At 59.0% G+C, this 26,478-nt stretch carries 28 protein-coding genes; 10 read left to right on the top strand and 18 right to left on the bottom strand.

Annotation, left to right across the window (positions count from 1 at the left end; translation table 11 throughout):
* Window positions 1-88: 88 nt before the first annotated feature.
* Window positions 89-985, top strand: a complete 897-nt coding sequence (locus GA0061103_RS04775; protein ID WP_092707551.1) for a sugar phosphate isomerase/epimerase family protein — start codon at window positions 89-91, stop codon at window positions 983-985.
* 90 nt (window positions 986-1,075) lie between these two features.
* Here the strand turns inward: GA0061103_RS04775 and GA0061103_RS04770 are convergent, their stop codons facing one another.
* The 5 genes from GA0061103_RS04770 to GA0061103_RS04750 form a co-directional block, all read right to left on the bottom strand.
* Entirely contained in the window at window positions 1,076-1,798 is a 723-nt protein-coding gene (locus tag GA0061103_RS04770; protein WP_425349458.1) for a L,D-transpeptidase, read from the bottom strand.
* A 410-nt stretch (window positions 1,799-2,208) separates the two neighbouring features.
* Entirely contained in the window at window positions 2,209-3,549 is a 1,341-nt protein-coding gene (locus GA0061103_RS04765; protein ID WP_092707547.1) for an SAM-dependent methyltransferase, read from the bottom strand.
* Between the two features lie 335 nt (window positions 3,550-3,884).
* A complete protein-coding gene (locus GA0061103_RS04760) occupies window positions 3,885-4,664 on the bottom strand; it encodes an SDR family NAD(P)-dependent oxidoreductase (protein WP_092707545.1) in 780 nt (259 codons plus the stop codon).
* Window positions 4,665-4,675: 11 nt separating this feature from the next.
* Entirely contained in the window at window positions 4,676-5,401 is a 726-nt protein-coding gene (locus GA0061103_RS04755) for an SDR family oxidoreductase (protein ID WP_092707543.1), read from the bottom strand.
* Window positions 5,402-5,584: 183 nt separating this feature from the next.
* Complete coding sequence (locus GA0061103_RS04750; RefSeq protein WP_092707541.1) at window positions 5,585-6,562, bottom strand: tagatose kinase; 978 nt, start codon at window positions 6,560-6,562, stop codon at window positions 5,585-5,587.
* 23 nt (window positions 6,563-6,585) lie between these two features.
* Between GA0061103_RS04750 and GA0061103_RS04745 the strand changes: the two genes are divergently transcribed.
* Entirely contained in the window at window positions 6,586-6,972 is a 387-nt protein-coding gene (locus GA0061103_RS04745) for a hypothetical protein (protein WP_092707539.1), read from the top strand.
* On the top strand, window positions 6,969-7,694 hold the full coding sequence (locus tag GA0061103_RS04740; RefSeq protein ID WP_092707538.1) for an SDR family oxidoreductase: 726 nt from the start codon (window positions 6,969-6,971) through the stop codon (window positions 7,692-7,694). Before GA0061103_RS04745 ends, GA0061103_RS04740 begins: the two co-directional genes overlap by 4 nt.
* Before the next feature lie 110 nt (window positions 7,695-7,804).
* On the opposite strand, the gene GA0061103_RS04735 is transcribed toward GA0061103_RS04740, so the two are convergent.
* The 3 genes from GA0061103_RS04735 to GA0061103_RS35325 all read right to left on the bottom strand — a co-directional run bounded on the left by GA0061103_RS04735 (window position 7,805) and on the right by GA0061103_RS35325 (window position 9,000).
* The gene (locus GA0061103_RS04735) at window positions 7,805-8,044 is read right to left on the bottom strand and encodes a hypothetical protein (protein ID WP_092707536.1); all 240 of its coding nucleotides are present in this window, start codon (window positions 8,042-8,044) and stop codon (window positions 7,805-7,807) included.
* 186 nt (window positions 8,045-8,230) lie between these two features.
* Window positions 8,231-8,686 carry a fumarylacetoacetate hydrolase family protein gene (locus GA0061103_RS35330; protein WP_245304655.1) on the bottom strand — a complete coding sequence of 152 codons (456 nt, stop codon included), beginning with the start codon at window positions 8,684-8,686 and terminating at the stop codon, window positions 8,231-8,233.
* Window positions 8,680-9,000 (bottom strand): hypothetical protein, encoded by a 321-nt coding sequence (locus GA0061103_RS35325; protein ID WP_245304654.1) that lies wholly within the window; start codon window positions 8,998-9,000, stop codon window positions 8,680-8,682. The genes GA0061103_RS35330 and GA0061103_RS35325 overlap by 7 nt, the downstream gene beginning before the upstream one ends.
* 909 nt (window positions 9,001-9,909) lie before the next feature.
* Here GA0061103_RS35325 and GA0061103_RS04725 point away from each other — a divergent pair.
* From GA0061103_RS04725 to GA0061103_RS04700, 4 genes are all read left to right on the top strand, one after another.
* A complete protein-coding gene (locus tag GA0061103_RS04725; protein ID WP_092707534.1) occupies window positions 9,910-10,953 on the top strand; it encodes a helix-turn-helix domain-containing protein in 1,044 nt (347 codons plus the stop codon).
* Window positions 10,954-11,109: 156 nt separating this feature from the next.
* Window positions 11,110-11,931, top strand: coding sequence for a sterol desaturase family protein (locus GA0061103_RS04720; protein WP_092707532.1), 822 nt, complete (start codon window positions 11,110-11,112; stop codon window positions 11,929-11,931).
* 247 nt (window positions 11,932-12,178) lie between these two features.
* Window positions 12,179-12,544: a chemotaxis protein CheW gene (locus tag GA0061103_RS04715; protein WP_092707530.1), complete on the top strand. Its 366-nt coding sequence runs from the start codon at window positions 12,179-12,181 to the stop codon at window positions 12,542-12,544.
* A 1,605-nt stretch (window positions 12,545-14,149) separates the two neighbouring features.
* Window positions 14,150-14,548, top strand: a complete 399-nt coding sequence (locus tag GA0061103_RS04700) for a DUF1236 domain-containing protein (protein ID WP_092707526.1) — start codon at window positions 14,150-14,152, stop codon at window positions 14,546-14,548.
* A gap of 392 nt (window positions 14,549-14,940) precedes the next feature.
* Here GA0061103_RS04700 and GA0061103_RS04695 read toward each other — a convergent pair whose 3' ends face one another.
* On the bottom strand, window positions 14,941-15,600 hold the full coding sequence (locus GA0061103_RS04695) for a hypothetical protein (protein WP_092707524.1): 660 nt from the start codon (window positions 15,598-15,600) through the stop codon (window positions 14,941-14,943).
* 284 nt (window positions 15,601-15,884) lie between these two features.
* Between GA0061103_RS04695 and GA0061103_RS04690 the strand changes: the two genes are divergently transcribed.
* Window positions 15,885-17,318, top strand: coding sequence for a sensor histidine kinase (locus GA0061103_RS04690; protein ID WP_092707522.1), 1,434 nt, complete (start codon window positions 15,885-15,887; stop codon window positions 17,316-17,318).
* Window positions 17,315-17,959, top strand: coding sequence for a response regulator (locus GA0061103_RS04685; RefSeq protein ID WP_092707520.1), 645 nt, complete (start codon window positions 17,315-17,317; stop codon window positions 17,957-17,959). The genes GA0061103_RS04690 and GA0061103_RS04685 overlap by 4 nt, the downstream gene beginning before the upstream one ends.
* Here the strand turns inward: GA0061103_RS04685 and GA0061103_RS34960 are convergent.
* Window positions 17,953-18,483: a hypothetical protein gene (locus GA0061103_RS34960; protein WP_167376501.1), complete on the bottom strand. Its 531-nt coding sequence runs from the start codon at window positions 18,481-18,483 to the stop codon at window positions 17,953-17,955. The genes GA0061103_RS04685 and GA0061103_RS34960 overlap by 7 nt on opposite strands.
* 413 nt (window positions 18,484-18,896) lie before the next feature.
* Between GA0061103_RS34960 and GA0061103_RS04675 the strand changes: the two genes are divergently transcribed.
* A complete protein-coding gene (locus tag GA0061103_RS04675) occupies window positions 18,897-19,220 on the top strand; it encodes a hypothetical protein (RefSeq protein ID WP_092708655.1) in 324 nt (107 codons plus the stop codon).
* A gap of 286 nt (window positions 19,221-19,506) precedes the next feature.
* Here the strand turns inward: GA0061103_RS04675 and GA0061103_RS04670 are convergent, their stop codons facing one another.
* The 8 genes from GA0061103_RS04670 to GA0061103_RS04635 all read right to left on the bottom strand — a co-directional run bounded on the left by GA0061103_RS04670 (window position 19,507) and on the right by GA0061103_RS04635 (window position 26,474).
* Complete coding sequence (locus GA0061103_RS04670) at window positions 19,507-19,653, bottom strand: DUF1127 domain-containing protein (protein ID WP_083258017.1); 147 nt, start codon at window positions 19,651-19,653, stop codon at window positions 19,507-19,509.
* A gap of 265 nt (window positions 19,654-19,918) precedes the next feature.
* Window positions 19,919-20,389, bottom strand: coding sequence for an MEKHLA domain-containing protein (locus GA0061103_RS04665; RefSeq protein WP_092707516.1), 471 nt, complete (start codon window positions 20,387-20,389; stop codon window positions 19,919-19,921).
* 215 nt (window positions 20,390-20,604) lie between these two features.
* Window positions 20,605-21,408 carry a phosphonoacetaldehyde hydrolase gene (phnX, locus tag GA0061103_RS04660; protein WP_092707514.1) on the bottom strand — a complete coding sequence of 268 codons (804 nt, stop codon included), beginning with the start codon at window positions 21,406-21,408 and terminating at the stop codon, window positions 20,605-20,607.
* Window positions 21,409-21,413: 5 nt separating this feature from the next.
* The gene (locus GA0061103_RS04655; protein WP_092707512.1) at window positions 21,414-22,559 is read right to left on the bottom strand and encodes a TIGR03364 family FAD-dependent oxidoreductase; all 1,146 of its coding nucleotides are present in this window, start codon (window positions 22,557-22,559) and stop codon (window positions 21,414-21,416) included.
* A gap of 124 nt (window positions 22,560-22,683) precedes the next feature.
* Window positions 22,684-23,586, bottom strand: a complete 903-nt coding sequence (locus GA0061103_RS04650) for a LysR family transcriptional regulator (RefSeq protein ID WP_092707510.1) — start codon at window positions 23,584-23,586, stop codon at window positions 22,684-22,686.
* Between the two features lie 105 nt (window positions 23,587-23,691).
* Window positions 23,692-24,489: an ABC transporter permease subunit gene (locus GA0061103_RS04645; protein WP_092708652.1), complete on the bottom strand. Its 798-nt coding sequence runs from the start codon at window positions 24,487-24,489 to the stop codon at window positions 23,692-23,694.
* Window positions 24,473-25,345, bottom strand: coding sequence for a 2-aminoethylphosphonate ABC transporter permease subunit (locus tag GA0061103_RS04640; RefSeq protein ID WP_092707508.1), 873 nt, complete (start codon window positions 25,343-25,345; stop codon window positions 24,473-24,475). Before GA0061103_RS04640 ends, GA0061103_RS04645 begins: the two co-directional genes overlap by 17 nt.
* Entirely contained in the window at window positions 25,338-26,474 is a 1,137-nt protein-coding gene (locus GA0061103_RS04635) for an ABC transporter ATP-binding protein (protein WP_092708649.1), read from the bottom strand. Before GA0061103_RS04635 ends, GA0061103_RS04640 begins: the two co-directional genes overlap by 8 nt.
* Window positions 26,475-26,478: the final 4 nt, after the last annotated feature.

Here is a 26,478-nt window from a genome sequence, read left to right as displayed (position 1 = left end):
CAACGTGAGCGTTTTCAAGTATAAAACGATTCATATCTTTTGCAGCGCAGCAAATATTTTTTGCATCCACGAAACCGGGAGGACGATCATGAACAAGCTGGGAGTTCACGCGCTGGTATGGGAGGCCGGCTGGAGCCGCGACGAATGCGCCCGCGCCATCGCGAACAGCGCCGAGGTAGGCTATGATTTCATCGAGGCGCCGGCGCTCGATCCAAGCCTGATCGATCCCGAATTCACGCGCCGCCAGCTGGAAAAAAATAGCATCGGCATCAACTTCTCGCTCGGTCTCGATTTTGAAACCGACATCTCAAGCGGCGACAAGGAGAAGGGGCGGCGCGGCAAGGAGAAGCTGGAACAGGCGATCGCCGTCTGCCGCGATTGCGGTGGCGAATATATCGGCGGTATCCTGCATTCGGCCTTCGGCAAATATACCGAGCCGACGACGGCGGCCGGCGTCGCGCAATCGGTCGACATTCTGCGTCAGGTGGCCGAGACGGCGGCGAAAAGCAACATTACGCTGGTGCTGGAAGTCGTGAACCGCTACGAATCCAACGTGCTGAACACCGCCGCCCAGGCTGTTGAGATGTGCAAACGCATCGGCATGCCGAACGTGAAGGTGCATCTGGACGTCTATCACATGAATATCGAGGAATCCGATATTCAGGCCGCCATTCTCGAAACTGGCGATTACCTTGGATATTTCCATACCGGAGATTCCCATCGCGGCTATATGGGCTCGGGCACAATCGATCTCACCGGCGTCTTCCGGGCTCTCGTCCGTTCCGGCTACAAGGGACCCATCACCTTCGAATCCTTCTCCTCTCGCGTCGTCGGCCAACCGCTCGAAGGCATTCTCGGCATCTGGCGCAACCTCTGGGACGACGGACGCGACCTTGCCGAACATGCGCTGATGTATACGAAGGCGCAGCTCAAGGCCGCGCAGGAGGCTCAGCGTCAAAGCCAGCAGCGCAGTCTGTTGCCCTGATCGCTAAAGGTTTGCGCGATCTCCTTCTCCCCACCAGGGAGAAGGAGATTATAGCCCTACAATCCCCCTTGAAAGGGAAGCCGCTTTCTCTCAGGCAGAAATCGCCTTGCTTTGAAGCGGCGTCTGATGAACGACGATGCGCGCATGGTATGGAATACGCTCGTAGAGGTCGATGACGTCCTGGTTGACCAATCGAACGCAGCCAGACGATGCCGCCTTGCCGATCGAGCGCCATTCCGGTGAACCATGCAGACGGTAGAGCGTGTCCTTGCCGTTCTGGAAGATATAGAGAGCGCGGGCACCCAGAGGGTTCTTGATCCCCGGGTCCATGCCGCCATTGGCAACTGAATATTTCGCGAGTTCGGGCTTGCGGGCGATCATGTCGCCCGGCGGCTTCCAGCGCGGCCAATGCTGGCGCCAATGGATGATCCCTTCGCCCTGCCATGCAAAGCCGTCGCGGCCGATGCCGACACCATAGCGCATGGCCGTGCCGCCGCGCTCCACGACATAGAGAAATCTCGATGCCGTATCCACGACGACCGTACCCGGCGCCTCGCCGGTCGGATCGGGGACGCGCTGACGATAGAATTTGGGGTCCAGCTTGCGATAAGGCACGGCCGGAATGACATGGCCGCCATCGACCACGGAGGCATAGCGTGCTTCGAGTTCTGGATCGGGCGTGATGACGCTCTGAGGTTCTGACGCCACCGGAACGACGGGTGGCATACGAACAGGGGCTGCAATGGGAGTTGGGACCGGGGCCGTGGTGGCACAGCCCGCAAGCGCTGCGGTCGCAGAGATCGACCCGAGCATGAAAGCCCGCCGGGAGAGAGTCTTTTCATTCTTGGTTGAGCGCATTCCTATCCTAACAAACCTCGCACATTGATATCGCGCCTTCGACCGATGAGGCCAAAAGAGGCGACATGTCTAATCATTAAGTGGTGATGACCTCATAGCCACTCGGAACCTGTGATGACAAGTTCGCCAACACCATAGTCGCACAAACTCAATCGACGAGTGTGGGCCATATGCCACAGGGATCTTGCATTTCCGCGAGTGTATTGGGCGCTCGCAGCCATACCGGCACTCAAACGCCCTGATTGCAGGCGCGGCGCCTACTCGCCGCAACGCTGCGATATATACCGGCTCGCGACCGAGGAATGGCCGGGCAAGACATTGTGCCCATGTCCAGCCAAGCCCTCATGCCGGGCTGCAAGCAGTTTCTAAAGGTTGCGCGAGGACTCGGCTCCAGATTGATTTTGCTGACGGGATTTGCGCTCGTCGTGCAAGGTCAGATCTCGCCTTGCCCGCGCGCTCGCGGCTTCGATCGGCCCCGCCTTTCCCTGCTCGGCAATGACAGCCCGCGCCCGCTCGATATCGACCATATAGTCACGGGCCAACGGCAGAGCGGAAACGTTCTTCGTCAGCTGCAATTGCCAGTTCATGTGACCCATGCGACGGAAGGCGAGTTCGGACCCGACGAGGTAGAATTCAAACATCCGACAGAACCGCTCGTCATAGAGCTTGGCCAAGGTGCTTCTGTTCTTCATGAAACGGTCGCGCCACTGCTCGAGCGTCTTGGCATAATGAAGGCGCAGGATCTCAATGTCGGTCGTCCAGAGACCGGATTTCTCAACTACGGACAGGACTTCGGAGACCGCCGGCGAATAGCCGCCGGGGAAGATATATTTCGCAATCCATGGATTCGTGCTGCCGGGACCATCCGCCCGGCCGATTGCATGGATCAGTGCAACGCCATCTTCCTTGAGCACGGAGCGGATCTTGTCGAAGAAGGTCTTGTAATGGTTGATGCCCACATGCTCGAACATGCCGACCGAGACGACGCGGTCGACCGGACGCGTCCAGGAGCGATAATCCAGCAGCTCGAACGTGACCATATGCTCCAGCCCGGCATCCTTCGCGCGGGCTCGTGCGGCCAGCAATTGCTCTTCCGAAAGGGTGAGGCCGGTGACCCTCGCTCCGAACTCCTTGGCGAGATAGAGCGCCATGCCGCCCCATCCGCAGCCGATATCCAGAACCTCAAGGCCGGGGCGATCGAGCATCAACTTCGATGCTATATGCCGCTTCTTCTTGAGCTGCGCTTCTTCCAGCGTCTCGTCGCCGATGGGGAAATAGGCGCAGGAATATTGCCTGTCGTCATCCAGCATCAAGGAGTAGAGCCGCGCATCGAGATCGTAGTGATGCGCGACATTGCGCTTCGAGCGACCGGCAAAATTCAATTGATCGAGATTTCGGCGCAGCCAGCGCACCTTTTCCATCAGCTTTTCGAAAGGATGGCTTCCGCCTTCCATCAGATTGAGGGCAAGCAAATCCACCATTTGGAAGAGATCGCCGGATGCCGGCTCGACTTCGCCATCCATATAGCCCTCACCTAGCGCCAAGGCCGGATTGAGGAGCAGACGGCGTTTTGCACGGGCAGTATTTATTTTCATCGTTGCGCGCGGTTCCGACCCCGTACCGAAACTGCGCGTGGAACCGTCCGGAAAAATGACCGTAAGCGTTCCGATTTTGATCAAGCGAGAAAGGGCTGCTTCTAAGAACATGACAACTACCTGCTTATCGTTTCCTTACGGAAATATCCGTACCCGAGGGCGCCGAAGAATCCCGCACCGGTATTGATCTCGAAAGCGTACTACTTAATCTGGTAAAATATCCAGATCATTTGCGACATCAAGGTTGAGTAAACTCAATCGCGATTGCGGAGATGCGCGACCCGTCTTCAGGATCACCGCTGAAGCTTTATATAGTCGGTCGGCTCCGGGAATGTGAGACGTCTGCCGGCGGCAAAAGGTGCGCCCCGGCCGAATGCGGACCGAAGAGCACCCACTCTGCCGGGCAGCTACGCTTGCAACGAATGCACCTCCCCAGCGGGATGGGCTTACCAGCAGGTGAAGCCGGCATCCACATTGACGATCGCACCCGTCATCAGGCTCGCAGCACCCGATGCCAGGAAGAGAACCGCGCTGGCAACTTCCTCCGGTGTTCCCATCCGCCCCATCGGCGTATCGGCAAGCCAGGCCGGAATGCGCTCACGATTGGCCTCGACCGCCATCACCATAGGCGTCTCGATATAGGTCGGAGCGACGGCATTCACCCGGACGCCATGCTCTGCCCATTCCGCCGCCATCGACCGCGTGAGATGATGGACCGCGGCCTTCGAAACATTGTATGGCGTCTGCGTCTGCGGCTGCGGCCGGTTGCAGATGATTCCGGACATCGAACCGAGATTGACGATGGCGCCGCGTTTCCGAGCAATCATGTAACGGCCGAAGGCGCGCGAACACCAGAACACGCCGTTGACATTGACATCCATCATTCGAAGCCAATCAGCGTCGCTAACATCCTGCGAGGGAATGCCGCTCTGGCCGATCCCGGCATTGTTCACCAGGATCGTCGCGGCACGGCCGCCATCGGCAAATTCCGTGGCGATCGCTTCCATTCGCGCGGAGTCCGTGACGTCACCGGTCCGCAGATCGATATCGTAACCCTTGTCCCGCAACACGAGAGCTCCCCGTGCATCGGCCTCGTCACGCTCGATGACGACGACTGCAGCACCCGCTTCGGCCAGTGCCTCTACGCAGCAAAGGCCGATGGCACGACCCCCGCCGGTAACCACAGCGCGCTCGCCGTTGAGCCGGAATTTCTCCTGATAGCCCATGGCTTTGCTCCTCAGATGTCGAAGGCGCTCGGCAGAACCACGACGTCGCGGATCGTCACGTTGCGCGGTCGTGTCAACATGAACATGATGGCATCGGCGACTTCCTTGGGCTCGATCAAGGCGGCGGCTTCCTTGGCATTGCGCAAGTTTTCTTCGGGCCAGTCGGCGAGCAAGGCGCTGATGACCGGGCCTGGAGAAACGGAGCCGACTCGAACACCGCTCTTCAGAAGCTGGCGCCGCATGGTCTGGACGAAGCAGGTCATTGCCCATTTCGAGGGCGAATAGACAGGCTCCCAAGGGATCGCTGAGTGCCCCGCGACCGAACTCGTGACGATGATGTCGCCCGTCCCGCGCTCGATCATATGCGGCGCCACGGTTCGAACATTCTTGATGACGACATTGACGTTGAGGTTGAGCATCCTGTCTATGGCATCGAGATTGGCCTCCACCAAGTCGCCGCCGATATAGGTGCCGGCATTCGCATGAAGGATATCGAGGTGATCGACCTTGGCGAGAATGCCATCCAACAGCGAGGCGCATTGCTCCGGATCGAGCAGATCGAGCGCAAGCGGGATGGCTTGGTCACCCAGGCGCTCGCACACCGATGCCAATGCTCTCTCATCGCGATCGACGAGGATGACCTTCGCCCCCGCCGCAATCATGGCTTCCGTCGAGGCCAGCCCGATCCCCGATGCCGCACCGGTCACCGCGGCGATTTTCCCCTTCAATTCGTCCATCGTCTTCTCCTCCTTGGGTTAAAACAGCTATCATTTGACGGCACGCAGACCGGGCAGTCATTGGCAAGGCGCCGGATAATCCGCGACATCCATCGTGCGATCAGGCTTACCGCGCCTATGGAGCGATCGCCATAGAACGGCCTGTACCTCCAAGCATGGCCGCTCCGCCGGAACGGATCCGCATCAGGAACGTCTTTCCGTGGCTGCGATGAACGCGTCGAGTTGCTCTCGGGTGCCGGCTCCCTCCATCGGGCCGACAACGGTGACATTGCGCGCGCCTGCCGCAGCCGCATAGATCAGGGCGTCCGTCGCCGACATGCCCAGACGGCGGCAGGTGAGATAGGCGCCACCGAAGCAATCGCCGGCGCCGGTCGGATCGATTTCGCTGACGATGAAGGCCGGCGCATCAACGCGCTCGCCTTCCCTGCTGTAATAAGTGGCGCCATCGGCTCCGCGCTTCAGCACGATTTCCTTGACCCCGATTTCGAACAGGCGGCGGATCGCACTGGTTTCGCCCTCGACGCCGGCGGCACGCTCAAGCTCCTCCCCAGAGGGCAGCAGCAGATCGGCCTTGGCCACGAGCTGGGCAAACCGCTGTTCGGTCGCCTCGTCGAGCTTGAGTTCCTTGCGAATGTTCGGATCGACGGAAAGCGTGCCGCCGCGGGCCTTGACGATATCGACTGCCTTATCGATCACCTCGCATGCGCTCGGAACGGATAGCGCCGAGCCCATCACATGCAGGTGTCCGGCACGGCCGATGAGATTGCTGACGCCCTCGCTCCAGCCAAAGCGAGCGGCCGCAGACGTCGCGATATTATAGACGAAGTCGCGGGAACCGTCCTTGCGGTAGCGAACGAAGGCGCTGCCTGTCGGATAGTCCGGGTCGATGGATATTGCCGAGATATCGACGCCGTCGCCCTTGAGCCTTTCGAGATTCACTCGGCCGAAATCATCGGCGCCGACAGCGCCGATCATCGCTGCGCTGCCGCCAAGCCGCCCGCACTGGGAAATGAAGATCGCCGGCGCGCCGCTGGCAAACGGTCCGACGAGCGGCTGTGCCTCCATGAAACCATTGCCGACCGTCGTGGCGACGATTTCCACGAGGATTTCCCCGACGCAGACCGTTGGGCCAAGCTGGTCGGGCGCCAGTACTGAACTCATTGCAATCCTGCTTTCGATACCTGTTGTTTTCAACCCGCCGCGGCGTGTCGCTGCGCTCCATCCTCATCGCAAGGCTGATTGTTTTCCAGCAAAAAGAAACGCTGGCGAAACATATATGCTGTGTTGAACGTCTGACCAGAAGCATTCTTCTCTTCATGGCGATTTCAGCATTCGCAATGAATTCAAGCATGATTCCAGCGGCTTGCGAGCGCGGCCCTTCGACGCGGCAATTATGGATCGCCGGGACAGACACCGTGAAATCCAGCGACTTGTGCGACTTTCGGATGCCTTGGCCCGCGGAGAAATTCGGTTCGCTTCGGATGGAACGCTGCATTTTCATGTTGACCCCTGCCGCATTCGCCTCTTCGATCGGGAAACAGGCAGGAGATCGAAAGAGGAAGTTCCGATGAGTTTCGAAGGCAAGAGAGTGATCGTCACCGGCGCAGGCAAGGGCATCGGTCGAGTGACGGCGGAAATGCTGATAAAGCGCGGCGCACATGTCGTGGCGCTGACCAGAGGCGCAGCCGACGTCGCGTCCTTGCGCGATGAGCTGGGTTGCGAAGCCATTCAGGTCGATCTTGCCGACGCCGATAGAACACGGGAGGCAGCAATCGCTGCGCTTCCCGCAGATTATCTTGTCAACTGCGCAGGCACGACCGAGCTGCAGCCGTTCCTTGAGACAACGGTCGAAGCCTTCGACCACCTGCATGCGGTCAACACCCGCGCCCCGATGATCGTGGCCCAGGAATTCGCTCGCTCTTTGATCGGCAGAGGCCTTCCCGGCGCAATCGTCAATGTCTCCTCCATTGCCGCCTTTATCGGCATACCGGATCATGCGTCCTATTGCGCGTCGAAGGGCGGCTTGGACGGCCTGACGCGCGTGATGGCCAGGGAACTGGCGCCCAAGGGCATTCGCGTCAACGGCGTGCATCCGACGGTGACGCTGACACCGATGGCCGTCAAAGCATGGAGCGATCCCGAAAAGGCAGCTCCCATGCGCGATCGCATTCCGGCCGGCCGCTTTGTAGAACCGACAGAGGTTGCGGAGGTGATCCTGTTCTTGCTTTCCGACGCCGCGGCCATGGTGAACGGCATCTCCATGCCGATCGATGGCGGCTATATGATCGCCTGAGATCATATCCACGGCATCCTGATCGAAATCGACCACCAGACGGAAGTCGCCGAAGAGGCTGAGATATTCGACAAGGAGCTGATGCTATGGGGTGCCGGGGAAGCTCGGCACTAGGCTGCCGCCTCATAGATCAGATCTGGTGCGACGATCCATTCCCCCTGCCTGAGCGCCAGGACGTCGAGCCTGCCCTGGCGATCCCGAACGGCGATGCCGACGAACCGATAGCGGCTGCCGTTTCTGTCCACGACGGCAGCCGAAATCGATTTGCCGTTGATGTAACCGACAACGGGGCCTTCCTCCCTTGTGGCGGAAAGCAGGAAATATTCGTGAGGAATGTTCCGACTGACCATCAGCCCTGATCCCCGTACTGACGGGTCAGGCCCACACTCGCCCTGGCACCTTTCTTCGCGCTCGTGCTCTCACGCTTCGCTTGCTCAAGAGAGGATTTCGAGCGGGGACGCCTGTTCTTCTTGATCTCGACCACGAATGGCTTTCGCTGCGGCCGCATTGTCCGTCCTTTCGACTCTTGATTCACTTTAATTGAAGATGCATTCGACCTGGCCGAGCGGCCCGAAGTCGACGGCCAAATGTTGGCCGGCGCAGACCTGGAGGACCGCAGTGCAGGAACCGGTCGCCACGATATCGCTCGGCTCGAGCCGCCTGCCCTTTGCCGCAAGCGCAGCGGCAAGCCACGCAACTGCGTTCAGCGGATTGCCCATGATCGCCGACGAGCTGCCGGACACCATGGTCTGCCGAAACAGAAACGCCGTGACCTCGATTCCCGCGAGATCGCCAATATCCACGTTTGCGGCATGGTCGCCGCAAAGCGTCGCGACGTGCAGGCCGAAATCCGCAATCGCAGCATTTGCGCCAGCAAACGCCTGCCGCGTCCGACGGCCGACGACCCCGATTGCCGGGCGGCAGCCCATGATCGCATCAGTCACGCTGTCGAGGGAGATTTGCTCGCCTTCGTCCGGAAATGGCCTCAGCATCGTGAAAACGAGCTCGCTTTGTATTCCGATGGTTCCCGGCGGCAGGCGGAAATTTTGCGCCTCTTTTGCAGGGCGGCAGACGGGATTTCTGAATAGATCGGCCCCTTGAGGCCGAACGTGCGGCACGACAGATCACTCGTGCCGACAATCGCATAGCCCTTGCGCTCAAAGCCGAGTGCATCCTGCGCCGCGGCCTGGATGTCGTAGGCCTCATGTTCCGAGACGATCAGATCGAGCGGAAGATCGCAAAGCTCTTCGTGACGGCGACACTTCGCCAGAAGATCGGCTGTGGTATCCTTCAATTCGAAATACATCTTCGCGCTCCAATCTCGACAACTGGCTGTCACGCAAAAATGGCTCGACATGCATAGCCGTTCCATTCGGCGCAATGCGCGAAGAAATTAAAATCTCATAGTGATCGCTTTTTCTCGTTGAGTGATATGCGGGGTCCCCTCCGTCGTTCCGTGCCTTATCACTGCCGGTTTGACTGAGACCGCGGGCGGCGAAGCTACGCTCGAAGAGGAATCCCGTATCGGCCGCGAGACTGGCGCAAGGACGCGGACGCCATGAAATCGAACAGCATGACAGGTGTGCGGCCCGAGAGCATCGAGCCGCAGTCGCTATGGCTTCAATGCCGACATAGCCATATCGGATGGCCCATCGGCCGCAGCGTTTCAGATCATCCTGCTGGCTATGACGCCAGGGTCCGCTCAGGATTTCTTGCGCGCGGCCTTAAGGGCAATCCATCTGCGCGCGCCGCAATCGGGCATGCGCAGAGGGAGTCTGCCGGATCGTGCTGCGAGAACCAGCCAGTACCGACCAGTACGCAGAATACACGATTGAGGCCAACGCTAGGGGGAATCGGCCCGCCTGTCTGCGTCCATTTTTGAACATATCTAAGTTGGTTCACCCCTCCGCTCGCTGCATCCGAGAAAGGAGGGCTGAGGGTTTGGAGCGAATAGGAGAAGAGGATAGGGATGCCCTTGCGGAGCAAGGCCGGATATCCGATCAACGTCATCAATCCGGGCAGGTTGCCGAACACAGCAAGGTCTTAGACCCTACCGCCGAGTTTGACGGGATCGACCGAAATTGACCGCCCTCGTTCCGGCCGGCGCCTCTCCCCAAAGATTTTGATGACCTTAAACATGATTGAGGTCGCGGCGCGGGTTATCTTTCGGCATGATCGGCTGGAAAATTGCTGCCAATCCTTCACGAACCGATCAATGCTCTTCATTCCATTTCCGTTTGTCGTCGCCATTTTGCTCGTCACTCTCTTTGCAGCCGTCAAAGCTCGCGATGACGAGGCGCCACCCAATTTGCCTTTCCAGGCACTGATCCTTCTCAGCGCATTTCAGTCCACGCTCTCCGGTCTGCGATGGGGCTATGCCGTTCAACCCGTCATGTATGTCATGCCGGTGGCGGCCGCGATGGTGCCGCCACTTGCGTATCTCGGCGTGTCCAGACTGGTGCGCAAAAGCTCGCTTTCCCCACTTCAGCAGATCTGCCTGCATGCACTCCCGGCCGGGCTCATTATCGCGCTGATCGCGATGTGGCGCGACGCGATCGATATCGCCATCGTACTGATCGACGTCGGCTATGCCGTGGCGATCCTGCTTCTCATGCGCTCGGGCACGGACGCGCTTCGTCTCGCGCCATTCGAAAATGCCGACCCGACCTATCGGGCCATCCTCTTTGCCGCCGGCGCTCTTCTTTTATCGGCGATGGTCGATACCTTCATCTGGCTGGATCTTGCCTGGGCCGGCGGTGAGTATGCGTTGAAGGTCATCAGCGTCGGAAATCTCTTGGGACTGGCCATCCTGGCCACCGCAGGCGCTGCCGCCAGCCGCAGCCACGCACCCGTCGACAAGGGAGGGGCTATCCAGCCGCCTGAAATCCTTCAGGACACCCAGACGCTTGCTGCCGTACAGACACTGATGAAGGAAAGGCGCGCCTATCGCGATGTCGATCTCAATCTCGACCGGCTGGCGCGCAAGCTCGCGATTCCCGCCCGGCAGATTTCCACAGCCATAAACCGCGCGACCGGCAAGAACGTCTCGCAATATGTCAACGAGTTCCGGATCGCGGAGGCTTGCACGCTGCTGGCCGAAACCGAGAAGCCGGTGACGGAGATCATGTTCGATGTCGGCTTTCAGACCAAGTCGAACTTCAATCGTGAGTTCCGGCGCGTCACCGATACGACACCGCTCGAATGGCGCGACAAGTCGCGCAGGTCCTCCAAGTCCACCGCCGCGCTAACGGCTGACTGAATCGCGATCGAGCACGATCCGGAACGTGTTTAACGTCTCTCCAATCCGGTCGGCATGCCTTTAACCAGTTTTTAATCATCAAGTTGAAGCAACAACCATCCTCGGATAAAGGAGGGGTATCGCCTCCTCCGTCGTTCCGTGGATAGCAAATTGACAATGGAAAATTTGCTTCAATTGCTCGATTTCATGGAGGAGTACACCGATCGTATTCTTCCGGTCGCGTTCCTGTTGCTCGCCGCAGAGATCGCCTTTCCGAAGTCTCGCTATACCTATGTATCGAGGCTTCGCGGCGCTATCTTCTGCGTGACGAACATCCTCATAACCAAGGCAAGCCTGACGCTCTTCTACTGGCTTTGGGCAGGCATCGGCATAAAGCCGCTGTTTGCGATCGACCTGACGTTCCTCTCCAAGTTTTCGAATGCATGGCTGCTGCATCTGCTGGGAGCCATCGCTGCTTCTTTTCTCGTTCTACAGGTCAGCGAGTTCTTCTACTACTGGTTCCACAGGCTGCAGCATAGCAATAGCTTCTTCTGGCGCTTCCATGCCGAGCATCATTCGCTCGAGGAAATGAGTGCCTTCAACAGCAACCACCATTTCAGCGAGGAGATCTTCAGAATTCCGTTCCTGATCATTCCCGTCTCGCTGCTCTTTGATTTCAAGCAGGGCTATGTTCCCTGGATCTGGGTGTTCTTCGTGCGCTGGCAAGGCTATTTCGAGCATAGCTCGACGCGACTGAACCTGGGCTGGGTCCGTTACGTCTTTCCCGACAACCGCTTTCATCGCATCCACCACTCGGTCGAGCGACAGCACTTCGACAAGAATTTCGGCAGCGGCTCGGCGATCTGGGACATTCTGTTCGGGACCGCCTATTATCCGAAGGCCACGGAATGGCCCGATGTCGGCCTGCCCAATATCCGGGAGCCGCAAAACTTGACCGAATTTCTCGTCCGGCCCTTTCGACGCAGCAGGCACAGCTAGAACGCCGCTTGCTACAATTCCCGGATTTTCATCATGCTTTCAGCCCGATGCTCGGTCTAAAAACACGCCTTCGTTAGAATTTTAGATAAACCTAAAATCGATCATCAAGACCACGGCTCTACCATAGATGTGTCTGGCCGAACAAGGTTCGGCGGCACTATGACAGTGCCAAGGCACCCTCAAGCCGGGTTTTGCCTCAGACGGTTGCACTTTTGAACGGGGAGTCCCTAAAGGGACAAAGTGCTCAATGCCTCTTTCAGCATTTCTTCGTCGCCGCACAGCAATCGCGGTCCGCGTGCACGACACCTTATGCACGTTCATTGACGGAACGATTGTCGCTCGGGCGGATAATTGGCGCCCGCTTCGCAATAACGGCGATACGCGCCGGGCGCTCGGTCATACCTCATATCGTGGCGAACTGGTGCCGGTTTATGATCTGGCGACGAAGATGGGCAACAGTCCCTCAAGGAGCTGTGAAATCGCCATCATCAAGATGACGGGCGGCTATGTGGCGTTTCTGATCGACGAATTCATCGGCAGTACGTCGGCGGCGAGCGAAGCCATCCGCCTTTCGCAGCTCGACATTTTCGGCCGCGACCGCGTGGCCGTATAGCATCGCTATCCCGATGCCGAAGAGGGTGTCCTCCCCCAGCGGACAACCACGTCCGGATCGTGGCTGACAGGCACGAAGGTCATTCCATGTGCCGCCTTCAGATCGTTAAGAAGATTGAGAATTCCAGCCTGCACTCAGGATATCACTGGCAGGATCTCAATTATCCGGCACTCCTCCCAGGGTTCGTTCGGATTCCATTCATGTGGAATGGATAGACTGGCAACACAGTTCAGCGATCCGTACGAAGGACCGACACCCACGATAGATCGGCTTTTCATTCGTCAGACGTGGCTCTGACGAAGGAGATAATGATGGAACATGATGAAGACTCAAAATTCGAACGGCGGCGATATGCTCGAAAGGCGCTTCTGACCATCTTTGTTTGCGTCGCCCTGGCGGCCTTGGGAGCTTGGCTTATCCAGCCCGAAACGGCCTCGGCAAAACTGGACGGGCATTCCACACAGCCGACGGCGCCCACTCTTTCGCACCAGACAATTTAGCGCAGAAGTCAGAAGTGTCGACCTGACGGTCCTACACCTCTCTTGAGGTGTCCGCCGAGGGCATCCGGAAATGCGGCCGAGTCTCGCTTCCGCAGGCCGTGAAGAAAGTCATTCCCCACTGATTGGCCGGCTCACTGACTCCTCCCGGGCCTCGAGGCCCTTGACGGTCGTCAGCCCTCTTGATTCCCCAATACGGTAAAGTCACCGGTGCTCGAAGGTCATCTCTTCGCAACAACCACCTACCTCACTTTCTGTACGCTATGACCAGCCGCACCCGAATTCTGGAACAGATTTTCAGTATGACACACGACTGAAGCATGCACGCCCTCATGCCGCATCAATAACGGCCAATCTCGGAAATATTTTCTCCATACTTCACTTAAATTGGCAGATCCAGCAATCGCAAGGGGCTTCGTTACCAGATATTGTCGATCAAGGTACTAGACATTCGGGATTCGACGGACATAAACTTGATGGATGAACGCGCGCCAGAAAAAGAAAGCGATCATAGCCTTGATCTCAACCGGAACGGCCACGTCGATGCTGACGGCTCTCCCTTGGATATGGAGCTGGTGAATGCCGTATGATCCAAACATGTCCCGATCGCGCTGGCCGCTGCCGTTTCGCCGGCAGTCATGGGAAACATTGATTGGTCTGGTCTCTGTAATCCTGCTGGTCGGGATCATATGTGCAAACCTGCCGAGCACATGGACCACGGAGCGAAACGTATCCGTGGCTTCTTCGAGCCGCACCGGACATTGACGGATTGAGATCGCTCCGCCGTTAATGCGAGGCGATCGGAAGCCTTTGTCGGATTGGCCTCTTGTATCCGTCCATATCCGGTAACCGGTTCCGGCAGTCGCGAACGCGAGAGCTGTATTAAGGCAATCCCTGTGTTCCATCACCGGAATAAGCTCGGAGCGTGATGAATTCCCCATAGTCCCGATGAAGGCCGTTTGCGTGAGGCTTTGGTCCGACGCATCGTGAGACCGCCGCCCCAATTTCACCCGACTGAAGCCCAAGGAGAGGAACAGACTGGGACGAAGCTCTGTTTTACCGACAGTTCCGTCAATGACGGACGAATAGAAGGTGAAAGGAGATTCTGATGAAAACGAAAGTACTTAGTGTTGCGGCACTCGCGCTTGGCCTGACCGCCGGATGTGCCTTTGCCCAATCGTCGACCGTCACCGGCGCCGCAGGCGGCGCGGTTACCGGAGCCGTTGTCGGTGGCCCGATCGGGGCTGCCGTGGGCGGCGTGGCTGGCGCCATTGTCGGCACGGCCATCGATCCGCCGCCTCAGAAGGTGGTCACCTATGTCCGCGAACAGCCCTTGCCTGATGAAGGAATGGTTGTCCGCGAACGAGTGGTCGTTGGCAGGTCACTGCCGGATACGGTCGTTGTTCGCACAGTTCCGCAGAATCCGCGATATGCCTATGCAGTCGTCAACCACGAACGCGTGATCGTCGAGCCTTCCTCGCGCAAGGTTATCCAGATTCTGAACTAGCCATCGTGGGGAGCGGGCAGCCGCTCTCCACCCCCCTGTACGCCATGGCCGTATCCACTCCGACCGAAGCGTGAAGGCGGCCGGTTTACAGCCCCCAAGCTCTGAGGTTCTCGCACTGGCTTCTGCAGGCGCCTCTCATAAGCTCTTGCACACCACATTCTATAGTTGGTCACTTGCGTCACGCAGCAAATTGCCTATCGCCGGATCGAGCAGCGTCTGGGGCGGAAGGCCCGACCCGGCGATAGAGCCGGTGGGCGGACCGGCTAGGGAATGGCGTGCATCGACGCCAAACTCATAAACTCAAACTTGTGAACACGATCGCAGAAACTTCGTGTCGCATAAGCGCCCGGCGATCGGCATGCTCATCGCAAAGCACTGCTAGCGCAGTGCCTTCAATTGACAGTCGCCGTATCGCTCTCGGACGGCGACGCGGTTTCGGATTTCTTTTCCAGTGCGTCACGGACTTCAGCGATTTTTCCGCTGTTTGTTCCGACCCCGAGAATGCTCTTTGCTTCGGCGAGTGTCTGATCCGTCACCGGCTTGTTCGACAGCTGCGCCAGCGCCGAACGCAGGGCGTTGTCGCTGAGGGCCGGATCCGTCGGCACAGCCGTCGTTCCGTATTGAATTTCGAATTCCGCATATGCCTTCACATAGGCGGAGAGCGCTGCCATCTTGGGATCTTTCGAGTTCAAGTAGGCGTGGTAGTCTCTCCTGAGCGAGCTGAGCCGACCCTCGCCGGGCTTCGAGACATGCGTCTTCGAACTTGCGCTGTGGGCTCTGGAATGTTTGTCCGCATGATGCCCCAGCAATGACGATGAAGCACCCTGTGCTGTCGCCGCATTCGTCGAAGTGCTGCTTGTATCGTCGCTGCCGGACTTTTCATGACCAGAATTTCCTTCGCCATGGCCGCCGCCATTGCCATTGCCATTGCCGCCGCCGTTTCCGCCCTTGGCGAATGCCGCCTGCGTGAAACCGACAGCTGCTCCTCCCATGGGAGCGAGGGCAAGCACGAAGCCGAGGCTCGTTGCACCGATAATGGAACGGATTTTCATGCGCATTTCCTTCACAAAACGTCCACCGCCTGCGGCAGCGGTCGTATCCAGCAAATCACTGCGCACTAGAATATTGCCGAAATCTCAGGTTTCTACATCGGTCCGACCTATGCCTTGGGCATTAGGACCATAGTCTGATTGATCCCGCCCGATGGTCCCTTAGATTGTGTGCGCCGGATGGCAATACCCTCTTCACGGGACAAGGCGACCAGTGCCGACATTGCGACAGTTGACACTCCATCCCACTGGGATAGCTATACAGGGTTGGGAGATCAGTGCTGATTATGCCAGTTCTGCGAGCAAACCATAAATACAAGCTATCTCTGGCAAGTCTTATCGAACGCTGGAACTCCCAATCTTTGGCCAGACAGTTCCTGCTCGCCGGCGGCCTCGTCGCGCTCTGTGCGATGCTCGTTGTCGGCTCTTTCGTTGCCGGCCTGATCGAAAATGCAGTGACGCGCAATTCCGCGGCAACGACGGCGCTTTACGTCGACAGCGTCATCGCCCCGCTTCTGCCGGATATGCAAACCACCCAGGCTCTCGATGACACAGTCACACGCGCTCTTGACGAAACACTCGGTCAGGGCGCGCTTGGCACGCGGCTGTTTTCGTTCCGATTGTGGCGTAACGACGGGACGATCCTCTATTCCAACAACAAGGATCTTTCCGGAAAGCGATTTCCGCTCTCAGATAGCCTGAAGACGGCTTTTTCCGGCCGAATGGTCGCCAAATTCAACAGGATCGACGATGTGGAAAGCGTCGCCGAACGCAATAGCGGCAAACCGCTTCTGGAAATCTACAATCCGGTGCTGCAGCCCTGGTCGGGCAAGGTCGTCGCCGTCTCCGAATTTTACGAGGTTGCCAACGATTTCGAGTGGAGCCTCACCCAGGCCCGCCTGCTGAGCTGGCTTGTCGTTGCCTTGTTCACTCTGACATTCTTCGCTCTTCTGTCGATCATCGTCCTGCGCGGCAGCCGCACCATCGACAATCAGCGCAAGGCGCTCAACGGCCGCATCGGCGAACTGTCGACGCTTCTTCAACAGAATGAGGCGCTGCGAGCCCGCGTTCAACGCGCGACCCAGCGTGCGGCGGCGCTTAACGAGAGCTATTTGCGCCGTATCGGCGCCGACCTGCATGACGGCCCCGCCCAATTGATCGCCTATGCCTCTTTGCGGCTGGACAGCCAGACCCTGATCAGCCCCACGGCCTCACCGAACGAGCGCGAGGCGTCGCTGCACGCGATCAAGTCCAGTCTTGACGACGCCATGACCGAAATCAGGAGCGTCTGCAGCGGACTGATGCTGCCCCACATCGAGACGGACAATCTGATCGACCTCCTGAGGCGCGCAATCCGAGCCCACGAACTGCGCACCGGCGTCACCGTTGCGCTTCTGGTGGGCGCGACGCCGGCAGACCTTTCGACCTCCGCAAAGATATGCGTCTATCGCTTTGTTCAGGAAGCCTTGAACAATGGCTATCGGCACGCCGGCGGTATCGGACAAAAGGTCGTGCAGACCTTGGAAGACGGCCAGATCGTAATCGAGGTTGCCGATGAAGGGCCGGGATTTGATCCGAAAGAGGTCGGCCCGCAAAAGCTTGGCCTTGCCGGCCTCAGGGATCGGGTCGAAAGCCTCGGCGGTATTTTTCAACTTTTGTCGTCGAACCGGGGAACCATCGTTCGCATGTCCCTGAACATCGAGGAAATGGAGCAGGCATGACAGCTGCAATCAGTTTGGCGGTCGTAGACGACCACCCTCTCTTCAGGGAGGGCGTTATCAGAAGCCTGACCGAAATGGATGGGTTCAGCATCGTCGGTGAGGGCAGCAGCAAGGAGGATGCCCTGCGCATAGCGGCGGAACACCGTCCGGACATCCTGCTGCTCGACATTTCCATGCCGGGAGGAGGGCTGGATGCCATCTCTCTCATCCTCGAGCAGATACCCGATCAGAAGATCGTGATGCTGACGGTCTCCGAGGCAAGCGACGATGTTATGGCGGCGCTCAAGAACGGTGCGAAAGGCTATGTTCTCAAAGGCGTTGGATCGCGGACCCTCGCCGATATCATTCGCAGCATTGCGGCCGGTGACAGCTATGTCGCACCGACGCTATCAGCGCGGCTGATCTCGGACAACGGATCCGGTGCCCAGATCAATCCCTTCAGCGCATTGACGGATCGCGAGCGGGAAGTCCTCGAGCTGGCTTCTGCTGGATTGAGCAACAAACATATCGGGCTGAAGCTCGATCTGCATGAAAAGACCATCAAGCATCACATGACCCAGATCTTCACCAAGCTGGAAGTGAGCAACAGAACGGAAGCTGCGATGGCGTTCCGGGATGAGCTCGAGAGGCGCCGTCAGTGAAGGAATGCTTTGAGCCGCTGCTCGTCGGCGGTCGTTGCATTGCGGTTGACGATGGTGCGGCCTCTTGAATCCCTCATCACATACCGTCCGCTCCGTATATTTTCGCTCATGCCATCCTTGTGGTGAACAGTAATCGAGCCGCCGCCGTCATCGGTAGACTGATCGGAATCGACCTGACTTTGCGTTGCGCTCTTGGTGCTGGACGATTGGCCATTGGCATTGGCATTGGCATTGCCGTTTCCATTGCCATTGTTGCCATTCCCGTTTCCATTGCCGTTGCCGTTGTTTCCGTTCCCGCCTCCATTGCCGCTGTTGCCACCGCCGTTTCCGTTGCCTCCCCCATTGCCGTTTCCGCCGCCGTTACCATTACCGCCGCCATTGCCGTTACCCCCTTTGGCCTCCACTATTTGCTGTGCAAATATCGCGGAAGCACCGTGAATTTTGATGGTGTAAGGGAGCGCTGTGCTGACCATGGTCAACAACAGGCATGGCAAAGCAGCAATGAGCTTTCGACGCAACGACACCTACGGCCTCCTGAGGCTCCGATTGGCTTCGGCGACGAGTGGTCGTCGCTCCGTGGCCCGAAAGCGCCTCCATCTATCGCCGACTGGCAAGGATCCCTGATCCATATCAAATCGCCGCAACACCGCCAGGGGTCAAGTCTTATCAAACGGGGAGACCTCTACTTGGACTTCAGCAATCATAGCCAAGACCTTTCGTCGAGATGTCGTCAGACTAACGTCCAAGAGGGAGCTGGACCGAAGCCCGATTGCATGATTGCGTTATTGAAAACGACTTCGTCTGGTCGATATGACTGCGGACACGCCGACGCCTTGCCAATGCAAATGCCATGGTTGGGAACCCAATAGTGCCTCCGCAAAAATTGGCACTCAATATATCGATGCCCGCGCAATCGATCCAAAAGAGGGGTACTGCGATGACCCAACACTGGAGGATATTTCTAGCCCGTTCCGCGCCGCCGGGCGCGATATTGGACTTCTCGGCAGCCGAATTCGCTCTCGAGGTCGCGATTAATTTGCGATATTGCCTGAACCTTGTCCGACCAACGCCGGAATGTATCGATTTGGCCGATCTCGTTTTGCAGCGAGCAAGAAACTACGGCGAAGCCAGAATGGGGCATAAGCCACAGTTATTCGCTGAGGCCGAAGATGCCCTTGCCAAGGCAACAAGGCTGCTCGAGATCGAACTCGAATATTGTGCAAAACAGGACATGAAAGGCAGTTGCGAACAAGCCGCCTGAAATCTTCGCCATAGTATCCGCGACGACAAAAGCGAAAAACCTTGGCCATCAGTTGAGTTTCGGGCCGCCCGCGAACTTGGCCGCCGGTATGATTTCCCAATGGCATGTCAAGAGGAAGTGCCAGCCCGTCGCAAGCCGGGCGATCGTCTTCTATGCTACCAGGCATCACCGTACGATATGCGGCTTCTACTGACTATTGCTTGTCAAAGAGAGGCGATGATGCTGCTCGCGCAGAGGCCCTCTTGCGGCGGCGCATACCTCAGGGGTATGCGCTCGAAAAGAAAGCTTAGTTGCCGCGGGCGCCGCTGACGGCGTAGGGGATGTGCGAGCGGGCAATGCCGAGATCACGAAGAACATGATCGTCAAGGGCGGAAAGCTCGCGTATGGCTCTGCGCTGTTCGCTAAAGCGCTTAATCTTCTCAAATACTCTCATTTTTACGGTCTCCTTTGCTGATGCGCAGGAGATAGGCAATTATCCGCCTAAATAAAATGCACATGCCTGCACGATAGCCATGCCGCTTTTGCAAGGCTCATGGCCGTAAGATTGGCGGGATGAACACGTGCCGGTTCTTGCCGTCATATTCGAGGGTGCGATCGACCCTGGATTCATTACCGCTGACGGATTGCTTGCTTCCGCGACCGTTACGGCCTCGATGAAGCGCGCCTAGCTGCTGAACCGTCCGTCTCTATCCTAAGGCCTATGCATCCTGCCATTTGGAAAACGTTGCAGCCTGCCCGCGCAAATTGCCGTCTCGGTCCAAGAGTTGCCAGACGATGCCGGCCTCGATCCAGAAACGCCGTCCGGATTTCGCAATCCTCAGACCGCGATAGTCGGAGATGAAACCGTTGCGCGTCACCGCGTCCAGCAGCTGCTGACGTTCTGCCCGGTTGGGAAGCTCGGCCGAAAGCCGCGAGGGCAGCGTTATGAACTCGTCCCATGGATATTCGAAGCAATTCTGCGCGGCCTTGTTGGCGTAGACGAAACGCGGATCGTCATCCGTATTGTGAGCGAGGACCACAAACGGCGCGTCGCGATAGAGCCAATCCGGCCCCGTGCCCTCACCGATCAAGGAAGAGCCGACAATGCGTTGAAAACTGCCGGTCAGAAGTTCGAAAAAGGCTTCGTCAACCGATAAATCGACAGCGTTGCTTTCAGGCCTATCAGTCATCTCTTCCCTTCCTACCATTCTGGGCATCGACGGGAGCGATACCTATCAAATTGCGCAGGAGATCAAAAGCAGGGCAAGCGGGAAGACGCGAGTATCCATCATCAACCACACCGCGAAGCCACGGTCTCCAGGTTAAGTGCGAACAAGTTAACGACGGCCTGCCCAAGGACGAGATTGCCTCGGCGGGGCACCGGCAGCCCTAAATACCAACCAAATTACGGCCGCTCACCGACCGACAGCCGACGTTCGATATCGTCGATGACCGGTATCAGATCGGCAACCGTGTCGATGATATAATGTGCGCCCTGCGCCTTCAGCACGCCGGCTGCACGCTCGCGGACCTTGGCGAGCGCATCCGGCGCCATCGCCGCGATCTCCTGCAAAGTGAGCCCCGCCTCATTGCCGCTGAGCGCAACACCGACCGTCCAGCAGCCGGCCGCAACGCCTTCGTCGATCCCGACGCCGGTATCGTCGACCTTGACCACCGCATGCGCCGGCCAGACATCGAGATCGAGGAAGCATTTGTACATGTTCATCGGCGTCGGCCGGCCATGCGGCAAGTCGCCGGCGCAGACGAGATTGTCGACCTCGTAGCCCTGCGCTTTCGCAAGCGGCAGGACACGCTCCATGATCGAGCGGGTGTAACCAGTCGTGGAGCCGATCTTCATTCCGCGCTGGCGGAGCGTTCCGACGACTTCGATTGTGCCGGGCACCAGATCGGCGAACTGGTGCACCACCTCCTCATTCATCGGCACGAAGACTTCGTAGACCGCGTCGACATCGGCTGAAGTCGGGGCCTTGCCGTGACGGGCAGTCCAAAGTTCGCGGATGCGAGGCTGCTTCAGCATGGCGTCGATATGGTCCCATTTCGGTCGACCCATCGGCTCGCGCGCTTCCGCGATAGTGACCTCGATGCCGAAACGGCTGAAGGCTTCGACGAAGACGCCCATGGGGGCGAAGGATCCGAAATCGATGACCGTCCCGGCCCAATCGAATACAACGGCTTTCAATTGGCTCACTGGTTTCACTCCCAAGACCGAGATGTTGAAGAATAGAGATCGCCGATCACCTGTTCGCCGAGAGCGAAGCCGGTCGAGGCGCCGGTTCCGCCCGTCACCATGACGAGGCGGATATGGTCGGCGGGCCGCTCGACCAGCACTGTCCGCTCCTTGGATGAGGCATAGGTACCGATCCAGCGGTTGACGACGGTACGGCCTGGAAGATCGAAGACGCGATCGAACTCATCAAGGATCAATTGATCGAAGCGTTCGCTGGCGAATGGCTGCTGTGCATTGCCGTAGACGTGGCTGTCGCCGACGACGAGAGAACCATCGGCGGACTGGACGGCGATCAGATGGATGCCGGCGGCGCGGCTTTCGGCCTCTTCAATATCAAGCCGCTTTCCAAGCGTCTGCCCTTCCGGCAAGTCTGCGAAACCTTCGTAACGCGCCAGGCTCATATCCGACATGACGGCGGCACCGAACCGGCTCGGCTGAGCAGGTGTCACCCGCAGCATCTGCAACGTGCAGATCGTCAGGGGATGCCTGGCGATGACATCCGGGAAGAGCGTCGAGAAGTCGTCGCCGGGGCAGACAACGACCGCGTCCGCTTCGATCGTGCCGTGGCTGGTCTCGATCCGCGTTCCCTCTATGGCGCGAACGGCCGTGTTCCAGCGAAAATCGACCTTGTGCCGGGCCTCAAGCCAGGCTGCGAGCTTCGGCAGCGCCTCGGAGGATTCGACCCGCAACTCGTGCGGGCTGTAAAGAATGGTCTCAACGCCATCCAGACGCAGGCTCGGCACGAGGTCGCCAGCCTCGGCCTTCGTCATCAAACGGCACTTCTCGCCCATCGGCGTTTTTAGAAAGGCGTCGACAACGGCTGCGGCTTCGGGACGCCGTGCCGGCATGACCAGCCCGCGATGGATGACTGCGATGCCGGCCTCGTCGACAATCTCGGACCAGATGTCTCGAGCGCGCATGGCGCGCTCCCAATGAGCGCCCGCCTTCTGCCCGCTGATAGTGACGAAACCGAAATTGCGAATGGAAGCGCCGACGGCCTTGGCATTGCGCTCGATGACGACGACCTTCTTGCCCTGGCGCACCGCCGCCAATGCCACGCCGATGCCGACGATACCCGCACCGACAACCGCAAGATCATACCCATTCGCCATCTCATTACCCTTTCCTCGGCCGGCCTTGAGCCTTGGCCGTCAGTCCATAGGGTAAACACTAGCAAAACGATATGACAGAATTATAAATTCTCATAAATTATATGATTTACCTATAATTTTGAAATCAAGTTGGAGGCAGCCCGCCGTCAACTTCGCGCGCATGCTCCTTGGCAACATCGAAAAAGGCCTGGATCGCCGCGTGATCGCGGCATTCGGGCAGGGTGACGAGGTAATGGCCGATCGCCAGCTCCGGCTCGACCAGCGGCACCACCTCGATATGGTCATCGGGCGGAACCTCGCCTTCGATGGAGATCGCCAACCCTATGCCGGCAGCCGCAGCGGCGTAGGCAACGTCGAGTGTTGCAACTTCGAGCACCGGCTTCAGGCGTACACCCTGTTTGTTCGCCGCATCCTCCAGCAGCGTGCGGGTGCCGGACGACTTGTTCCAGAGCACCATATCGCGGCCATCGAGATCGCCGAGCGTCAGCCGGCCTTTGGCGAGCATCGGATCACCCTTGCGGCCATAGATCGCCACGCGGGATTCATGCAGCTTGAGCGATGAAAAGCGACTGTCGGGTGCGACCTGCGAGATGGCGGCGACATCGAGCTCGCCGCGCAGCACAGCCTCTGCAAGATCGAGAGAAGGCCCGCCTCGTGTCGTCAGGCGCAAGGAAGGGTATTCTCGAACAAACGCGGTCAGGACCGGCATGATGAGGCGGTGCGCGCTAAAGCCGATGGAAATCGTGCCCGCGTTCAGCGACGTCGTATCGGTGATCGCGCGATCGACTTCGCTCAGGCACTTCAGCGTCACCCTGATCTTGGCGATCAGATCGACCGCCGACGGCGCGACGCTGACATTGTGGCCATCGCGGATGAAGACGCGGGTGCGGCACAATTCCTCGAACGACTGGATCTGCGTCGAAACCGAGGGCTGGCTGATGCCCAGATCCTCCGCTGCACGGGAAAACTTCCCCGTGCGCGCCAATGCTTCGACGGCCTTCATTTGCGCAAGCGTGACAGACGGCATTCTACAAAGCCCCACCTTCAGAAATCGCACAGCTGTCCGTTTCAATAGGTTGCGGATCCCGACGAGGCAACTGGCTTTCGGTTGGATGCTTCATGCGAAATGACTTCAGCGCAGCACCGACCTGTTGGAAAGTCGAGACAGACCCCACAGCACGATTAACGTGGCTGCCCCGAGGATCATCGTCAATGTTGCCGCATCGAAGATGGCGCCGCGGTCGGACAGCGCAAAAATATTGACCGGCAAGGTGACCCACCCCGGCGGATAGACCATGACGGTCGCACCAAGCTCCCCCATCGACAGCGCGAAGCTGAGGCTGAAAGCGGCGACGAGATAGGGCATCAACAGCGGCAGCGTGACGCGGCGCAACCGATAGAACGGGCGGGCACCAAGGCTTTCGGCGATCTGCTCGCATTCGACGGGCAGACGCGCAAGTCCGGCGGAGACGTTACCGTAGGTGAAGGCGGAGATCAGCACGAAATGCGCTATCAGCACGATCATCCGCGTCCCGTTCAAGAGCAATGGCGGTTGGCTGAAGGCGACGAGCAGCCCCAGGCCGATGGAGACAGAAGGGACTGCGCTCGGAACGAAGAAGATCAGATCGAGGATACGCTTGCGGACAGGCTTCAGCTTGCGCAGGGCCAGGGCGGCCCAGGTGCCGCTGATAAGTGCAGCGACACTGGCGATCGCGCCGGTCATGATGCTGACCTTCAAACTATCAAAGGAGTCCGTGCGGAAGGCATTGGCATAATGAACCAATGTCAGCTTGCTCGGCAGGATGTCGTTCCACTGGCCACTGATGCTGGCGAGCGCGATGACCGCGATCGGCAGGCCGTAGATGATCGCAAACAGCGGCACGACAAAGCCCCAGACGAGGAGGCGGCCGGACTTAGACCATATCAGCACGGTTGCCTCCGAAATGAGCGATGACGGCGCGATAGATGCTGTAAAGAGTAAGCGACAGCACGACGTTGACCACAGCAATGACGCAGGCCGTCGTGTAGTCGAACTCCTGGATCGCCTTGGCATAAATCAGCACCGGCAGCGTGATGACGCCCTTGGCGCCGATGAAGAGCACGATGCCGAATTCGTTGACCGTCAGAAGCAGGCAGAGGCTGCCGCCGGCGATCAGGGCGGGCATGGCAGCCCGCAGGATGACCTGCCGCACGATGCGCCAGGGCCTGGCGCCAAGACTGCTGGCGACCTCGATCTGGGCCTGGTCGATCTGCGAGAAGGTGGCCAGCAGCGGCCGCATGACGAAGGGCGTATAGACGGTCGTTTCCGCCAGGATGACGCCCCATTGCGAATAGAGAAAATCGACCGGCGGCAGATCCACCTGCATCAGCCGCATCAGGCCCTCATTGAGGAGACCGGCCGAGCCGTAGATGAAGGTGAAAGCGAGCGTGACCAGGAAGGTCGGCAGCGCGATGAAAGTGTCGATCAACCGCCCGCAGAACTTCGCGCCAGGAAAGGGCACGAAGGCGATGACGAGCGAGAAGATGAAGCCGAACACGAGGCATCCGGCTGTCGAGCCAAGCGCGATGACGATGGTATGCTGCAGCCCGTCATGGAATTCTCTGGACGATAGCACCTCGGCAAATGCGGCGAGTGACAGGGTACCGGGATTGCCAAGCGATTGCCTGACAATGAGACCGAGCGGGTAAAAGAACAGGATCGCCAGGACGAGCAGCGGCGGCACGCTCCAGAGGCGGTCCCAGATCGGCTTTCGCTCGATCGTGGCGGCAGCGGCAACGTCAGCCATGGGCGCCGTCCTCCGGCACCAGAGTGACGTCGGCGGGATTGAAGTGAAGCGTCAGCATCGCGCCAGGCACGGGCGGTGCGCTCATCGGCGCCGAAGACATGCGCACTTCCTGCCCGGCAATGTCGATGGTGACATTGTGGCTGTCGCCTTGCCATTGGACGCTGCGCACGATGCCGGTCAACCGGTTGCCCTCGCCCTGTGGTGCGTCGAGGCGGAAATCATGCGGCCTAGCACAGAGCAGGCAATCGCTGCCTGCCGTCAGACGATGATGGTTGCGCGCCACCAGCACCTGATCGCCGAACCGCACTTGCGCCCGTTGATCGTCGAGCGGTTGGACGCCCTTGACTTCAAGGAGGTTGGCGCGGCCGAGAAACTCCGCGGAGAAGCGGTTCGGCGGGTAGCGGAACAGCGACTGGGCATCGCCGAAGGCCCTGAGCTTTCCGTCGCGCATGATGCCGATATGGTTAGCAAGCGTCAGCGCTTCCGATTGGTCGTGGGTGACATAGAGCACGGTAAGCGATGGCAGCTCGCGATGCAGTCTTGCGAGCTCATCGACCATCGAGCGGCGGATCTGCGCATCGAGCGCCGATAGCGGCTCGTCGAGCAGCAGAACCTGTGGCCGGATGGCGATGGCACGGGCGATTGCGACGCGCTGCTGCTGGCCGCCGGAAAGCTGACGCGGATAGCGCTTGGCATAGGCCGCCATACCGACCATCGCCAAGGCTTCCGGTACGCGCACGCGGATAATTTCTTCCGGCGTGCGGCGAGCCCTGAGCCCAAAGGCGACATTCTCTTCCACCCGCATATGCGGGAAGAGCGCGTAATTCTGCACCACCATGCCGATATCGCGGTCATAGGGTGCAAGGTTGGTGACGTCGCGGTCGCCGATCATGATGCGGCCCTTCGACGGACGCACGAAGCCAGCCACGGCGCGCAGCGCCGTCGTCTTTCCCGATCCGGACGGACCAATCAGGGCAACGATCTCGCCCGGATTGACGGTCAGGTTCAACGAGTCGAGAACGGTCAGACCATTATAGGCAACGGACACATTCTCGAAGGCGATCCGCTTGGCCGACGCGGCCGACGTTTCCGTCGACCGGCCGCTCTCGGATGGCTTTGTGTTCGCCATCGCC

This window comes from Martinezella multihospitum (assembly GCF_900094585.1).
Taxonomy (GTDB): domain Bacteria; phylum Pseudomonadota; class Alphaproteobacteria; order Rhizobiales; family Rhizobiaceae; genus Rhizobium; species Rhizobium multihospitium.
Note: the sequence above shows the minus strand (reverse complement) of the source record. Positions and strands in the feature narration are given on the sequence as shown.